Genomic DNA, 12,863 nt, shown 5'->3' on the forward strand with positions numbered 1-12,863 from the left:
AACTGCGTCCACCGGTCAAGCCGTTGGTATGCTCGCGCCGCTCGCGTTGGGTCCCCTCGACGTGGTCGTCGTCTTGGGACTACCGCTACTGATTATTTCTATCGCGGCGTGGCGGATGATGGAGGCGTTCGAGCCGGAGTCGGACGAAGAGGATTAAGCCGCGTCGAGGTGTTCCCACGCCTCGCTCACCAGGTCGCCGGTGTCGGCGATGATGTCGGCCATCGTGTCGTCGTCGGGCGCAATTCCCGAGAGACGCGCAATCTTCATGATGGAGACGTGATAGACGACCTGCCGGCCGGGCGACTCCTCCCACACGACGACGTTACACGGGAACAGCGCGCCCAGCTTCTTGTCCGAGGCGTCGAGCGCGCGGTCGGCCATTCTCGGGTTGCAGGCCCCGAGCACGTAGTAGGGGTCGCGGTCGGCGTCGACCTTCTCGTTGAGCATCTCCGAGGGCGAAAACTCGACCGGGACGCCGAAGCCGGCGTCGGTGAACACCGCACGGACGTGTTCGATTGCCTCGTCGTGGTCCATCTCCAAGACTGCGCGGTGTTCGCCGATCTCTTCGGGGTCGAGCGTCGCGGGGTCGAACGGAAGCATAGCTACGGGTTCGGGCGCGGAGACAAAAGGTATGGCAGGTCACTCGGTCGCGACGGGGCCGGTGCCGGCGACGGCACGGACCGCCTGTTCGAACTCCTGTCGGGTCGGGAAGTAGGTCTCGTCGCTTTCCTCCAAGAGCGTCCCCAGTTCGCGGGGGCCGTCGGGCGTGCGAATCTCGGTGTCGCCCTCGCGGCGCACGATTTCGCTCACCTCGATACCGAAGTGGAGTCGCGAGGTGACCTGTGCGAGCGGGACGCCGGCCACGTCCGGCCCCTCGCCAAGTTCGACAGCCGGTTCCTCGGGTTCCGCCTCGTCGTCAGCCATACTACTGATTCCGGTGGCCGGCGGTTAATCGTTGCGGACCGGCGGAGACAGCGAGCAGAAGACGTATTCACCGGCCCGCGGTACCACGCGTATGGCCGAGCGAACGACCCGCGAGCAGATCGCCGACCACCTGCGCGAGCAGTCGGCCGAGGCCGGCACGCTCGCAAACGAGTTCGAGATTACGACGGCGGCCGCGCTGTCGCACGTCGACCACATCGCCAAGTCGCTCGACGGCACCGACGAACAGCTGCTCGCCGCACCCCCCACCTGCAACGACTGCGGCTTCGACGACTTTGACAACCTCATCAATCGCCCGTCGCGGTGTCCGGAGTGTAAAAGCGAATCCCTCACCGAACCCGCCTTCACCATCAGATGAGCAGCCGGAGGAAGCCGGGGACGATGACGCCGAGCGCGAGCACGTACGTCGTCGCCGTGGCGAGCCAGTCGCGGCGAATCTGTCGGTAGCTCCCGGATAGCGAGTCGAACCGCGGAAGGACGACGTACGAGAAGAAGCCGACAAGGAAGACGAACGTCACCAACAGCGCGAGCAGATGCGTCAACAGCGGGAGCTGTGTGCCGCCGACGTACAGCTCCGGCGGGGGCGTGACGCCCTCGATACCGTACTCGACGGCGGTGTAGAACACGCCCGCGAGGATGCCGGCCGCGTAGTGGAGCCCGGAGGCGAGCGTCGGGTCGACGCCGTCGGGGGCAGAGTTGGTGAGGACCCCGGCGGCGACGAACGGCGGGGTCGACCCCTCGGGGAGCCGATGCATCGGCACGTTCGAGACGATTGCGGCGAGCAGGCCGGCGACCGCCCCGAGCACGTAGACGGTCGACGTCGTCAACGCCGGACTGTGCAGAAACACGTCGAAGGTGAACACGGGTAGAGACGTGCGCTCCAGCGACAAAATCACTCGCGTTTTCGCGCTATCGCGTCGAGCCGCTCCCACCCGAGGTCGGTCTTCGGTCCCTTCGACTCGGTGGCGAGCGCGCCGGCCGCGTTCGCCGTCGCGAGCGCCTCGGGATGGTCACAGTCGCGGAGTCGGCTGGCGATGTAGCCGGCCGCGAAGGCGTCGCCCGCGCCCGTGGTATCGACCGCCGGCGGCCGGTAGCCGTCGTGTTCGTACCGCGACTCGGGCGTCTCGACGACCGCGCCGTCGGTGCCGCACTTCCTGACGACCACCGGCGGGGTCGGCGCGTCGAGACAGTCGGCCTCGCGGTCGTTCACGAACAGCAGGTCGGCGGCGTCGAGGACCGGCCCGTACTCGCGTGACTCCACGCGCCGTCCGGGGTCGATGGAGAGCGGGACTCCGGCGTCGGTCGCGATATCTGCAACGCGAGCGACGGTGTCGGGTCGGTGGGCCGTCACGTGGACGTGGTCGGCGGCGCGAATCGGCTCCGGGTCGATGTCGTCGGGCCCGAGCGCCTCGTTCACCCCCGGGGTCGCGAGCACCGACACCTCGCCGGTGTCGTCGACGAGCAGGTACTTCGTCGTCGTCTCGCCGTCGACGGTTCGGAGCCGGGAGAGGTCGACGCCCGCGCGGTCGAGGTCGCGGCGCGCGAGCAGCCCGTGTTCGTCGTCGCCGACGCTTCCGACGAGAGTCACGTCACAGTCGAGGCCGGCGAGCCCGACGGCGACGTTGGCAGCAGAGCCGCCGCCGGTCTGGCTCGTCTCGCGGACGACCGCCTCGGCGTCGGGGTCGGGGAGCGCATCGAGTCGGAGGGTCACGTCCCAGTTGACGTGGCCGACACAACAGACCCGGGACATACCCCCATCTCGCGCCGGTCGCGGTGAAAGTCTCGCGGTTTCGGGCCGGTCAGGCGATGGTGAACAAGACGAGATTGTGGACGCCGGGGCCGAAGCCGACGGCGGCCACCAGCCCGAGAACCAGCGACCCCTCGCCCGGGTCGTCGCGGACGTAGTCCCGGAAGGCGAACAGCACGAGCGTCGCGACGACGATCTTCACGAGGACGAACAGCCACGCCTCGCCGAACACGGCTGCGGGCGGGAGACCGTTGCCGGCCTCGATGAGCGCGGCCGATAGCGGCGTCTGCTCGCCGAAGCCGAGGGCGATGCCCTGTGCCGTCGAGATGCCGTCGAGCGTGTGGCCGAACAGGGCGAGCACGCCCGGAAGCCCCGTGACGCCGACCCACGAGCGAACGGCGAGCCAGAGACCGCCCGTGACCACGACCGACAGCGCCAGCGCGCGCACCGGTCCGGCGGGCGTCACGGTCCCCGTGGCGAGGGCGTACCGGATTCCCACGCCGACGAGAACGGCGAAACAGGCGCTGCCGGCGAGTGCGAGCGCGCCCGGAACGCCGGCGAGCGACCACGCATCTGCGGGGCGGTCGGCGACGGCGAGCCAGAGTGCGCCGGCGACGACGAACGTCGTCGCGTACACGGTCGGGTTTCCGAACAGCGGGGCGACAACGTCGGGGACGGCGTCGGCCTGATACAGCGCGTAGCCGGCCGCGCCGGTCGCCATCCACGGTGCGAACCCGCCGACGACTGCCGGCGTAACCGCGGGGCGGCGACGGCGGAGACCGAGCCCGACGGCCCCGAGACCGAGGAGGACGGCGAGTAGATACGGCAGCGGCGGGAGGGCCGTGCCGGCGGGCAACAGCGGTGACATACTCGTGGGGTCTCCCGCGCGAGTGAAAGCGTTGTGGACTTGCCGCTGGTCTGGCCGTTATCAGCGTCGAGCCCGAACTACTTGGGTGTCTGTGAGTTCGCAGTACGAAGCCGGGGTCTGCAACATCGGGGGCAGCGAGCGACGGAGGCGACGGCGCTACGCCGCGGTTGCCTTCGTCGCCGCCCTCGCGTATCTGGTCGTCGTGCTCGCGAGTTCGCTCCCGACGCTGCTGCTCGTCGGCCTGTTCGTTCCACTCGCTATCGGCTTCGAGATGGCGCTGCAGGCCCGCCGAGCCTTCTGTGCGAGCCTCGCACTCTCGGGCGAGTACGCCTTCGACGACGAGCGCGGGCAGGTGGCCGACTCCGACGCGCGACGGACCGACCGCGCGGCCGGGCTGAAGCTCACCGTGCTCGGCATCGCCGGGGGCGCTGTCACGACGGCCGTCGTCTACGGCGTCGTGAGCCTGCTGTAGCGCGACCGGGACGTTTTCCATCACGGCTTTCGAGTGTCGGGTATGAACCGCGAGGCACTCGCCGCCAGCATCGACCACACCGTTCTCGGTCCGGAGACGACACGCTCGGACGTGACGACGGTCCTCGACGAGGCCGCCGAGTACGGGATGAACGCCTGCATCCCGCCCTGTTACGTCGCCGAGGCGAGCGAGTACGCCCCGGACGTGCGCCTCGCGACGGTCATCGGCTTCCCGCACGGGCAGCACGCACCCGGGGCGAAGGAGTGCGAGGCCGAACTCGCGTGGGAGGCCGGCGCAGACGAGCTGGATATCGTCATCAACGTCGGCAGGCTTCGCGCCGGCGACGACGAAGCCGTGCAGGCAGAACTGGAGGCCGTCGTCGCGGCCGTCCCCATCCCGGTGAAGATCATCATCGAGACGGCGCTCCTGAGCGAGGCGGAGAAACACCGCGCCTGCGAGGCGGCCCGCGACGCCGGCGCTGACATGGTCAAAACGTCGACCGGGTTCGCGGACGGCGGCGCGACCGTTGAAGACGTAGAGCTGATGAGCGAGTATCTCCCCGTGAAGGCCTCCGGCGGCGTCGGGAGCTACGAGGCGGCGCTGGCGATGTTCGACGCCGGCGCGGAGCGTATCGGCGCGTCTTCGGGCGTCGCTATCGTCGACGGGTACGAGGACTGAGTCACCGAAGCGTCGCGTTTTTGCTCGCGCGTCCGTTTGTACGCGTACGAATGGCCCGCTATCACATCGAGACGTACGGCTGTACCTCGAACCGCGGCGAGAGCCGCGAAATCGAGCGGCGGCTCCGCGACGCGGGCCACCACCGCACCGACCTCGCCGAGGCTGACGTCGCCATCCTCAACACCTGCACCGTGGTCGAGAAGACCGAGCGCAACATGCTCCGGCGGGCCGAGGAACTCGAAGCCGAGGTGGCAGATCTCATCGTCACCGGCTGCATGGCGCTGGCACAGGGCGAGGAGTTCGCCGACATCGACGCACAGGTGCTCCACTGGGAGGAGGTGCCGACGGCCGTCACCAACGGGGAGTGTCCGACGACGACGCCCGACGCCGAGCCGATTCTCGACGGCGAAATCGGAATTCTCCCGATTGCCCGCGGCTGCATGTCGAACTGCTCGTACTGCATCACGAAGTTCGCGACCGGGCGCATCGACTCCCCGCCCGTCGAAGCGAACGTCGAGAAGGCGCGCGCGCTCGTCCACGCCGGCGCGAGCGAGATTCGCGTCACCGGCCAGGACACGGGCGTCTACGGCTGGGACGAGGGCGAGCGCAAGCTGCCCGAACTGCTCGACCGTATCTGCGCCATCGACGGCGACTTTCGGGTTCGGCTCGGGATGGCCAACCCCGGCGGGATTCACGGCATCCACGAGGAGCTGGTCGAGGTGTTCGCCGACAACGAGAAGCTGTACAACTTCATTCACCTGCCCGTCCAGTCCGGCTCCGACGACGTGCTCGAAGAGATGCGCCGCCAGCACAGAGTGGGAAAGTTCCGCGAAATCGTGGAGACGTTCGACGACCGGCTCGACCACTGGACGCTCTCGACTGATTTCATCGTCGGCTTCCCGACCGAGACGGACGCCGACCACGAGCAGTCGATGGAGCTGCTTCGCGAGGTGCGCCCGGAGAAGATCAACGTCACGCGGTTCTCGAAGCGGCCGGGCACCGACGCGGCCGACATGAAGGGGCTGGGCGGCCAGACGAAGAAGGACCGCTCGAAGGCGATGTCCGAACTGAAGATGGACGTGGTCGGGGAGGCCTACGGGTCGATGGTGGGCGAGCGCCACGAGGTGCTCGTCGTCGAGGAGGGGACCGGCGACTCGGTGAAGTGTCGCGACGGCGCCTACCGACAGCTCATCGTCCAGCACGCGGGCGAGCACGGCGTCGAACCGGGCGATTTCCTCACCGTCGAGGTGACGGGCGCACAGTCCGTCTACGCGTTCGCCACCCCCGTCTCGACCCCGGAGTCCGACGAGGACCTCGCCATCGCCGACTGAGCAGACGACGCTTGACTGGCGCGGATTTTTACCCACGACCGGCCCACCACCAGGTATGGCCGACCACGAACTCGCACGCGAGGACGACCACGTCCACTACGATTTCGACCGCGAGCGCGACCCCGTCTTGACAGTCGATTCGGGCGAGACAGTCGCCGTCGAGTGTGTCGACGCCGGCGACGGGCAGCTCCCGCCGGACGCCGCACCCGAGGACGTACAGGCCGTCGACGCGCCGGGCCACCCGATGACCGGCCCAATCGCAGTCGAGGGGGCAGAGCCGGGTGACACCCTTGCCGTCGAGATTCTGGACGTGAGCCACGTGGGTATCGGGTGGACCTACGTCGCGCCGGGAGCCGGCTTCCTCCCCGAGGAGTTCCCCGACTTCGCCGTCCACACGTGGGACCTCGACGGCGACGTGGGCTACTTCCACGGCATCGAGGTGCCGCTTCACCCGTTCCCCGGCAATCTCGGACTCGCGCCCGCCGAACCGGGCCCCCACTCCACGATTCCGCCCCGCGACGTTGGCGGTAATCTCGACATCAAGCATCTGACTCCCGGGTCGACCCTGTATCTCCCCGTCGAGGTTGCGGGCGGTCTCTTCTCCATCGGTGACCTCCACGCCGCACAGGGCGACGGCGAGGTGTGTATCACGGCCGTCGAGATTCCGGGGACGGTGACGGTTCGGCTTCGGCTGGCCGACCGCGACGTGGATGGACCGCAGTTAGACACGAGTGGACCGTTCGCGCCGGCCGGCCACGTCGACGGCGAGGTGGACGTGCGGGCCGTCGCCGGCCTCGGCGACGACGTGAACGAGGCGTCCCGCGAGGCAGTCAGGGAGATGATTGCCCTGCTCGTCGACGAAACCGACCTCACCCGCGAGCAGGCGTACATGCTCTGCTCGACGGCGGTCGACCTGAAGGTGAGCGAGGTCGTGAATCAGACGGTCGTCGTGACGGCGTATCTCGGCGTCCGGCTCTAGGTTACTCCTCTTCGAAGGCGGCGAGGCGGTCCACCTCGCTGTCGGCTTTCCACTCGTCCAACTCCTTCGGGTCGACGTGGACGAACACGTCGTCCACTTCCGGTATCTCGCGCACCGACTGGACGACGGCCGTCTCGATGTCGTGGGCCTCCCGGACGGTCGTGGCCCCCTCGATTTCGATGTGGAGCGACACGTCGACCTCCGGGCCGACGTAGTGGGCGACCACGTCGTGTGCGCCGGCCACGTCGGGGTGTGCGAGCGCGCGCTTGAGAATCTCGGCGCGGAGTTCGTCGGACGGTGCCCCGCCGACGAGGTAGGTGAGGTTGTCGCGCACGACCTCGACCCCGGTGTAGCCGATGGCGACGCTGACGACGAGCGCGGCGACGGGGTCGAGCAGCGGGAGGCCGGCCTGTGCGCCGAGGACGCCGAACAGCGCCGCTCCGCCCGCGAGGATATCGTTGCGGTTGTCGAGTGCGGTCGCGCGGAGCGCGGGCGACTGCTCTCGGTTCGCGACCCGGAGCACGTACCGGTAGAGACCGAACTTCGCGAGCGCGCCGGCGGCGAGCACGGCGGCGGCGGTCGGGCCGCGCGAGACGGTGATGGACCCGGACAGGAGGGTCGTGATGGCGTTGTACGCGACGGCCCCACCGGCCAGAAAGATACCGCCGGCGACGACGAGCGAGACGAACGGCTCGATGCGCTCGTGGCCGTGCGGGTGGTCCTCGTCGGCCGGCCGGGTGGTGAGATACAGGCCGGCGAGCACGACCGCGGAGTAGGCGCTGTCCGAGAGGCTGTTCGCGGCCTCGGAGCCGACCGCGAGGCTCCCGGTCGTCTGCCAGACGACCGCCTTGACGGCGAATAATCCGAGGTTCGCGACGAGGATGACGAGACCGACCCGTCGCAGCGACTCCGCGCGGGACATACCGGAACCTGACGAGCGGGCGACTTGGCTGTGTCGCTCACGGTCGAACCGCTTTTCGCCGGTGCGGCCCGCTTGCGGGTATGCGAACGCTCGCCTTCGACGGCCGGACGGGTGCGGCCGGCGATATGCTGCTGGCCGCGCTCCTCGCGGCCGGCGCTGACGCCGACGCACTCACCCCCGTCACCGACGCGCTCCCCGTCGAGTACCACATCGACCGCCGGGACGAACACGGAGTGTCAGCCGCCACGGTCGACGTGCTCCTGACCGACGAGGGAGGAGACGACGAGAACCGAGACGACGACTCCCCGTCGCTCGATAAAGCCGGTGGACACGGACACAGCCACGACGAGGGAGATAGCCACACGCACGAACACGGCGACGGAAGCCACGACCACGAGCACAACGATGAGAGCCACGACCACAGCCACGGTTCTGACGGACACACGCACGACCCGGACGGCCACAGTCACGGCCCTGACGGCCACACCCACGCCGAGGGCCACGGCGTCACCCGCACCTACCCCGAGGTGGTCGGTATCGTGGAGTCGCTGAACCTAGGCGAGCGCGCCGAATCAATCGCACTCGGAGCGTTCCGACGATTGGGGGAGGCCGAGGCGACGGTTCACGACACCGACCTCGACTCGACCGCGTTCCACGAGGTGGGGGCCGACGACGCCATCGCCGACATCGTCGGCGTCGCGCTCCTCGTCGCCGACCTCGACCCCGAGGCGGTCGTGACGACGCCGGTCTTCGCCGGCGGCGGCGAGACCACGATGGCACACGGCACCTATCCGGTTCCAGCGCCCGCGGTCGTCGAGATTGCGAGCGAGGCCGACTGGGAACTTCGCGGCGGCCCGGTCGACGAGGAACTGCTCACCCCGACCGGCGCGGCGATTCTGGCCGAACTCGCCGACGGCGCGGAGTCGCTGCCACCCATGGAGGTGACGGAGTCGGGCTACGGCGCGGGAACGCTCTCGCTTCCCGACCGGCCGAACGTCGTCCGCGCGGTCGTCGGCGAGGCACGTTCGGGACTCGTGCGCGACGAGATTCGCGTGCTGGAGACGAATCTCGACGACGCCAGCCCCGAACTGTTGGGGAGTCTCCAGCGCTCGCTGAAGGCGGTGGGTGCACGCGACGTGAGCATCGTCCCGGTGACGATGAAGAAGGGGCGACCCGGCCACCTGGTGAAGGTCATCGTCCGCCCGCCGGACGTGCAGGCGGTGGCGCGGCGACTCGCCGAGGAGACCGGCACTCTCGGCGTCCGGGAGACGGGCGCTGGCCACCGGTGGGTCGCGACACGCGCGTTCGAGACGGCCGAACTCGACATCGACGGTGAGACGTACGGCGTGAGCGTGAAGGTCGCCAGCGACGCCGACGGGACGACCTACGACGTGAGCGCGGAGTTCGATGACGCCGACGCCGTCGCGGAGGCGACGGGGCTGTCGGTGCGTGAAGTGATGCGCCGCGCCGAAGCACAGGTTCGCTAGTCGGGTCGTTCGTGTTCCGCGAGCGCGGCGTCGAGCGTGAGGTCGCCGCGCGCGACCCTGCGGGCGAGGTCGGCGTCGATGGTGCGGTCGTTGTCGCTCTGCTCGCGCGAGCGGCGCTTGATCTGTTGAATCTCGCCGGCCGTGGGTTCGATATCGCGCTCCTCGGTCTCGTCGCCGGCGATGCGGGCGATGTTGACGGCCGCGAGCACGTCACCCATCCCGCGCGCGCCGGTGCCGAGGGCGGGGGTCGTCCCCGTTTCGTCCACGAGTTCGACGGTGTACCCTTCGAGCGCGTCGATGATGCGCGCACTCTGGAGTCGGGAGCCGTCGCCGACGCGAATCAGGGGGTCGTCCACGCCGTCGAGTTCCTGCGCGATGGTTTCGCCGACGTGGTCGAGCGGGATGTGAAAGGCGGCGACGACGGTGTCGCCGACGAGGACGGCAATCCCGGGGCGGTCGCCGGGGTCGATACCGACGACCGTGCGCCCGTCGTCGGCCCGGAGGAAGGCGAGCGCTTCCTCGACGCCGCGGCGCGGGGCGTCGGCCGTCGCGCGGATGACCGGGGCAACGTCGGGGACGGTGTCGTCGCTCCCAGTGATAATGACATCGCAGTCGGGCATCTCGTCCGTCGTGGGGTCGACGGTGGTGAAGGTGACGTTGCGGGCGTCGAGTTCGTCCACCAGCCCGTGGTACAGTTCGAAATCCGTCGTGGCGACGACGAGCACAGCCGAGATACGGGGTCGGCGACGAAAAGCGCCGCGGGAAGCGGGTGTTTTTCGGCGATGCCGCCGAAGCAGGCGTGTGAGCGAGCCGATTCCGACGGGGTGTGCGAGCATCGACGACCTGCTGGGCGGGGGGTTCGAGCGCGGAGCCGTCACGCAGGTGTACGGCCCACCCGCGGCCGGCAAGACGAATCTCGCACTCGCCGCCGCCACGGAGGTCGCCGCCGGTGGCGCGAAGAGCCTCTACATCGACACCGAGGGCGTCTCCGTCGACCGGTTCGAGCAGCTCGCCGCCGCCCACGCCCGCGACGGCCAAACGCTCGAGGATATCGCCGGCCGGGTCATCATCTCTGACGCGCTCGACTTTCAGGAGCAGGAGGAGGCCGTCCGCGACGCCGAGGCCTTCGCCGACCAAGTCGACCTCATCGTGCTCGACTCCGCGACCGGCTTCTACCGGCTCGAACGCGACAGCGACGACGGCGGCGAGACCCTCCGGACGGTGGCGCGCCAGATTACGCATCTGCTCTCGCTGGCGCGCAAACACGACATCGCCGTCGTCGCGACGAATCAGGTGTTCACCGACCCCGACAGCGACTCCGACCGCGTGAAACCGCTCGGCGGGAACACCCTCACCCACTGGTCGGGGGTCGTCCTCCGGGTCGAGCGGTTCCGCGGCGGGATTCGCCGCGCCACCCTGGAGAAACACCGGTCGAAGCCCGCCGGTGAGACGGCCCGGTTCAGGATTACCGGCGACGGGTTGGAGGCCGTCGAGGAGTAGCTTATCGGGAGTCGCGCGCCGTCAGCGTCCCCACGTCGACGCGCACGAGCACGTCGTCGGGGTCGAAGGTGAGTTTCTCGCCCGCGACGCCCCACGCTTCGGGGTCGTCGCCGTCGAGGTACTCGGGGAAGATGCGGCGGGCCGCGTCGTTGATTTCGGCCACGTCCTCGCTGACGGTGGCGGTGCCGCGAATCGAGACGTGCCAGCGTTCCTCGGGGTTGCGAACCGAGAGCGCGACCTTCGGATTCTCGCGGATATCGGCCACCTTCTGGCCCTTACCGAGGAACTCGATGACCTCGCGGTCGGGGTCGTAGGCGTACCAGACGGGCGAGACCCGCGGTTCGTCGGCCGTCGTGGTGGCGACGTGGGCCACGTAGGCGGTGTCGGTCACCAGCTCGGCGGCGTCGGTGTCGAGTGCCATACCGGCGGTACGCCCGCCCGGCGCAAGAAGAGCGAAGAATCGGCTCGTCTTGCCGGGTTCCCGACGGGCTATGTGACCGACTCGCGAGGGAGAGACATGGACAGTCCACTCGCCAACGAGGTCGTCGTCGGGAAAATCGAGTCGGCCGAGGTGTTCGAGACCGCGCGGAAACCGAAGCTCGCGAAGCTCGACATCGACCTCGGTGACGAACGCGCACAGTCGGCCGCCCAGCTGCTGTACCACCACGACATTGACGACCTCCCGGGGACGCGTGTCCTCTGTGTGACCGACCTCGGGACGGTGAACATCGCCGGCTACACGTCGGAAGTACTCACGGTCGGCGTGCCGGGCGAGGACGGGAACCCAGTGCTCGTCACGCCCTCGAAGGACGTGCCTCTCGGCGGCGAACTCTACTAAGTTGAAACGACGACAGGGAGCTACTCCTCCGCGACGGCGGTCTGCATCGCCTCGGAGTTGAACGCCTCGCCGATCTCGCCCTTGTTGTCGGCGACGATGATACCGGCCGTCGAGCCGGTGAGGTCGGCGAACTCCTCCATCGCGAGGTCGGCCGCGTCGCTCGCGGTGCGACCCATCTCTAAGTGGTCGACCGCGCGGCGCGCGAGCGTGACGCGGGCGATATCCTCACCGGCCCCGGTCGCACTCGCGCCACCGGCACGAGTCGCGTAAAACCCCGCCCCGACCTGCGGTACGTCGCCGACGCGCCCCGCGAGCGCGAGCCACCGACCGCCCGTCGAGGTGGCGGCCGCGATGCGGTCCTGATTGCGTGCGACAGCGCCGACCGTATCGCTTCCCCCGAACTGCTCGCGCAGCCAGTCGAGCTGTTCGCGTTTGTCCGTCGGGTCCGGCCGCGAGTCGAGCTCGCGCCACTGCTCGCGCCGGCGGTCCGTCCAGAGGTCGACCTCGGTCTCGACGCCGAACTCGTCGGCGAGGTCGACGGCGTGGACGCCGGAGACGAGGATATGTGGCGTCTCCTCCTTGACGACGCGGGCGGCGTCGACGGCGTGTTCGACGCCGGGCATCGACGAGACAGCGCCGACGGCACGGTCGTCGGTCATCAGCCCCGCGTCGGTGCGGATGATGCCGTCGGACTGGACCGTCCCGCCGACGCCGGCGTTGAATCGCGGGTCGGATTCGAGAACGGCGACGGCAGCACACACCGCGTCGGTGACGGAGTCGGTCGCGACGCCGGCCTCGGCGGCCTCGTCGATGACGGCCTGTCGCTCGGGCGGTTCCTCGGGGGGCGACCCCGCACCGCCGTGGACGATGATGTTCATACTCGCTCCTGTGAGCCGACCCGTTTAGTCGCCTCGCCTCGCGAGCGTCGCCGAAAACGGACTATCGTTCGTGATATATTCCGCCACTGTGTGAAATTCTGACACAGCCAATCCGGCTGCAGTCTATCGATTTTCGCACCAGCACGGAGTCGACAAACTATCACTATTGTACATTTCGATTCGTACGAATAACGGTACGCCTTTCCGTACCGACTCAGAAA

At 68.8% G+C, this 12,863-nt stretch carries 18 protein-coding genes; 9 read left to right on the forward strand and 9 right to left on the reverse strand.

Annotated elements, in window-relative coordinates; genetic code table 11:
* Positions 1 to 28: 28 nt before the first annotated feature.
* Entirely contained in the window at positions 29 to 157 is a 129-nt protein-coding gene (locus DM818_RS15280) for a hypothetical protein (protein WP_268891805.1), read from the forward strand.
* On the opposite strand, the gene DM818_RS03120 is transcribed toward DM818_RS15280, so the two are convergent.
* Together DM818_RS03120 and DM818_RS03125 are read right to left on the reverse strand one after the other, a co-directional pair.
* Positions 154 to 600 (reverse strand): DUF302 domain-containing protein, encoded by a 447-nt coding sequence (locus DM818_RS03120; RefSeq protein WP_123123846.1) that lies wholly within the window; start codon positions 598 to 600, stop codon positions 154 to 156. The two genes, DM818_RS15280 and DM818_RS03120, sit on opposite strands and share 4 nt — an antisense overlap.
* Before the next feature lie 39 nt (positions 601 to 639).
* Complete coding sequence (locus DM818_RS03125) at positions 640 to 924, reverse strand: DUF5789 family protein (protein ID WP_075938122.1); 285 nt, start codon at positions 922 to 924, stop codon at positions 640 to 642.
* Positions 925 to 1,015: 91 nt separating this feature from the next.
* Between DM818_RS03125 and DM818_RS03130 the strand changes: the two genes are divergently transcribed.
* The gene (locus DM818_RS03130) at positions 1,016 to 1,300 is read left to right on the forward strand and encodes a transcriptional regulator (protein WP_075938121.1); all 285 of its coding nucleotides are present in this window, start codon (positions 1,016 to 1,018) and stop codon (positions 1,298 to 1,300) included.
* Here the strand turns inward: DM818_RS03130 and DM818_RS03135 are convergent.
* Genes DM818_RS03135 through DM818_RS03145 form a run of 3 tightly spaced genes read right to left on the reverse strand, consistent with a single transcriptional unit; the run spans position 1,293 to position 3,557 of the window.
* Positions 1,293 to 1,805, reverse strand: a complete 513-nt coding sequence (locus tag DM818_RS03135; protein WP_123123845.1) for a hypothetical protein — start codon at positions 1,803 to 1,805, stop codon at positions 1,293 to 1,295. The genes DM818_RS03130 and DM818_RS03135 overlap by 8 nt on opposite strands.
* 29 nt (positions 1,806 to 1,834) lie before the next feature.
* The gene (locus tag DM818_RS03140; RefSeq protein ID WP_123123844.1) at positions 1,835 to 2,692 is read right to left on the reverse strand and encodes a carbohydrate kinase family protein; all 858 of its coding nucleotides are present in this window, start codon (positions 2,690 to 2,692) and stop codon (positions 1,835 to 1,837) included.
* A 49-nt stretch (positions 2,693 to 2,741) separates the two neighbouring features.
* Entirely contained in the window at positions 2,742 to 3,557 is an 816-nt protein-coding gene (locus tag DM818_RS03145; RefSeq protein ID WP_123123843.1) for a DUF63 family protein, read from the reverse strand.
* Between the two features lie 91 nt (positions 3,558 to 3,648).
* On the opposite strand from DM818_RS03145, the gene DM818_RS03150 reads away from it, so the two are divergent.
* From DM818_RS03150 to DM818_RS03165, 4 genes are read left to right on the forward strand one after another with little or no spacing between them, the layout of a single operon-like run.
* Entirely contained in the window at positions 3,649 to 4,029 is a 381-nt protein-coding gene (locus DM818_RS03150; protein WP_075938467.1) for a hypothetical protein, read from the forward strand.
* A 42-nt stretch (positions 4,030 to 4,071) separates the two neighbouring features.
* On the forward strand, positions 4,072 to 4,707 hold the full coding sequence (deoC, locus tag DM818_RS03155) for a deoxyribose-phosphate aldolase (protein ID WP_123123842.1): 636 nt from the start codon (positions 4,072 to 4,074) through the stop codon (positions 4,705 to 4,707).
* Positions 4,708 to 4,757: 50 nt separating this feature from the next.
* On the forward strand, positions 4,758 to 6,038 hold the full coding sequence (locus tag DM818_RS03160) for a tRNA (N(6)-L-threonylcarbamoyladenosine(37)-C(2))-methylthiotransferase (RefSeq protein ID WP_123123841.1): 1,281 nt from the start codon (positions 4,758 to 4,760) through the stop codon (positions 6,036 to 6,038).
* 55 nt (positions 6,039 to 6,093) lie between these two features.
* The gene (locus DM818_RS03165; protein WP_153952289.1) at positions 6,094 to 7,017 is read left to right on the forward strand and encodes an acetamidase/formamidase family protein; all 924 of its coding nucleotides are present in this window, start codon (positions 6,094 to 6,096) and stop codon (positions 7,015 to 7,017) included.
* 1 nt (position 7,018) lies between these two features.
* Here DM818_RS03165 and DM818_RS03170 read toward each other — a convergent pair whose 3' ends face one another.
* Complete coding sequence (locus DM818_RS03170) at positions 7,019 to 7,939, reverse strand: cation diffusion facilitator family transporter (RefSeq protein ID WP_075938115.1); 921 nt, start codon at positions 7,937 to 7,939, stop codon at positions 7,019 to 7,021.
* An 80-nt stretch (positions 7,940 to 8,019) separates the two neighbouring features.
* Here DM818_RS03170 and larC point away from each other — a divergent pair, with 80 nt between their 5' ends.
* Positions 8,020 to 9,426, forward strand: coding sequence for a nickel pincer cofactor biosynthesis protein LarC (gene larC, locus DM818_RS03175; protein ID WP_153952290.1), 1,407 nt, complete (start codon positions 8,020 to 8,022; stop codon positions 9,424 to 9,426).
* Here larC and DM818_RS03180 read toward each other — a convergent pair.
* Complete coding sequence (locus tag DM818_RS03180; protein WP_075938113.1) at positions 9,423 to 10,151, reverse strand: hypothetical protein; 729 nt, start codon at positions 10,149 to 10,151, stop codon at positions 9,423 to 9,425. The genes larC and DM818_RS03180 overlap by 4 nt on opposite strands.
* Before the next feature lie 76 nt (positions 10,152 to 10,227).
* On the opposite strand from DM818_RS03180, the gene radB reads away from it, so the two are divergent.
* Entirely contained in the window at positions 10,228 to 10,926 is a 699-nt protein-coding gene (gene radB, locus DM818_RS03185; RefSeq protein ID WP_075938112.1) for a DNA repair and recombination protein RadB, read from the forward strand.
* Position 10,927: 1 nt separating this feature from the next.
* On the opposite strand, the gene DM818_RS03190 is transcribed toward radB, so the two are convergent.
* Complete coding sequence (locus DM818_RS03190) at positions 10,928 to 11,347, reverse strand: pyridoxamine 5'-phosphate oxidase family protein (RefSeq protein WP_075938111.1); 420 nt, start codon at positions 11,345 to 11,347, stop codon at positions 10,928 to 10,930.
* 96 nt (positions 11,348 to 11,443) lie between these two features.
* Here DM818_RS03190 and DM818_RS03195 point away from each other — a divergent pair, with 96 nt between their 5' ends.
* Positions 11,444 to 11,764, forward strand: a complete 321-nt coding sequence (locus tag DM818_RS03195) for a tRNA-binding protein (protein ID WP_075938110.1) — start codon at positions 11,444 to 11,446, stop codon at positions 11,762 to 11,764.
* 20 nt (positions 11,765 to 11,784) lie between these two features.
* Here DM818_RS03195 and DM818_RS03200 read toward each other — a convergent pair whose 3' ends face one another.
* Positions 11,785 to 12,642: an isoaspartyl peptidase/L-asparaginase gene (locus DM818_RS03200; protein ID WP_075938109.1), complete on the reverse strand. Its 858-nt coding sequence runs from the start codon at positions 12,640 to 12,642 to the stop codon at positions 11,785 to 11,787.
* Positions 12,643 to 12,863 lie beyond the last annotated feature (221 nt).

This window comes from Halosegnis longus (assembly GCF_009663395.1).
Classification (GTDB): domain Archaea; phylum Halobacteriota; class Halobacteria; order Halobacteriales; family Haloarculaceae; genus Halosegnis; species Halosegnis longus.

Excerpts from the sequence above, each read along its gene's own strand:
- DM818_RS15280 (WP_268891805.1), top strand. The coding sequence starts at position 29 with ATGCTCGCGCCGCTCGCGTTGGGTCCCCTCGACGTGGTCGTCGTCTTG.
- DM818_RS03120 (WP_123123846.1), bottom strand. The coding sequence starts at position 600 with ATGCTTCCGTTCGACCCCGCGACGCTCGACCCCGAAGAGATCGGCGAA.
- DM818_RS03125 (WP_075938122.1), bottom strand. The coding sequence starts at position 924 with ATGGCTGACGACGAGGCGGAACCCGAGGAACCGGCTGTCGAACTTGGC.
- DM818_RS03130 (WP_075938121.1), top strand. The coding sequence starts at position 1,016 with ATGGCCGAGCGAACGACCCGCGAGCAGATCGCCGACCACCTGCGCGAG.
- DM818_RS03140 (WP_123123844.1), bottom strand. The coding sequence starts at position 2,692 with ATGTCCCGGGTCTGTTGTGTCGGCCACGTCAACTGGGACGTGACCCTC.
- DM818_RS03145 (WP_123123843.1), bottom strand. The coding sequence starts at position 3,557 with ATGTCACCGCTGTTGCCCGCCGGCACGGCCCTCCCGCCGCTGCCGTAT.
- deoC (WP_123123842.1), top strand. The coding sequence starts at position 4,072 with ATGAACCGCGAGGCACTCGCCGCCAGCATCGACCACACCGTTCTCGGT.
- DM818_RS03160 (WP_123123841.1), top strand. The coding sequence starts at position 4,758 with ATGGCCCGCTATCACATCGAGACGTACGGCTGTACCTCGAACCGCGGC.
- DM818_RS03165 (WP_153952289.1), top strand. The coding sequence starts at position 6,094 with ATGGCCGACCACGAACTCGCACGCGAGGACGACCACGTCCACTACGAT.
- DM818_RS03170 (WP_075938115.1), bottom strand. The coding sequence starts at position 7,939 with ATGTCCCGCGCGGAGTCGCTGCGACGGGTCGGTCTCGTCATCCTCGTC.
- larC (WP_153952290.1), top strand. The coding sequence starts at position 8,020 with ATGCGAACGCTCGCCTTCGACGGCCGGACGGGTGCGGCCGGCGATATG.
- DM818_RS03190 (WP_075938111.1), bottom strand. The coding sequence starts at position 11,347 with ATGGCACTCGACACCGACGCCGCCGAGCTGGTGACCGACACCGCCTAC.
- DM818_RS03195 (WP_075938110.1), top strand. The coding sequence starts at position 11,444 with ATGGACAGTCCACTCGCCAACGAGGTCGTCGTCGGGAAAATCGAGTCG.
- DM818_RS03200 (WP_075938109.1), bottom strand. The coding sequence starts at position 12,642 with ATGAACATCATCGTCCACGGCGGTGCGGGGTCGCCCCCCGAGGAACCG.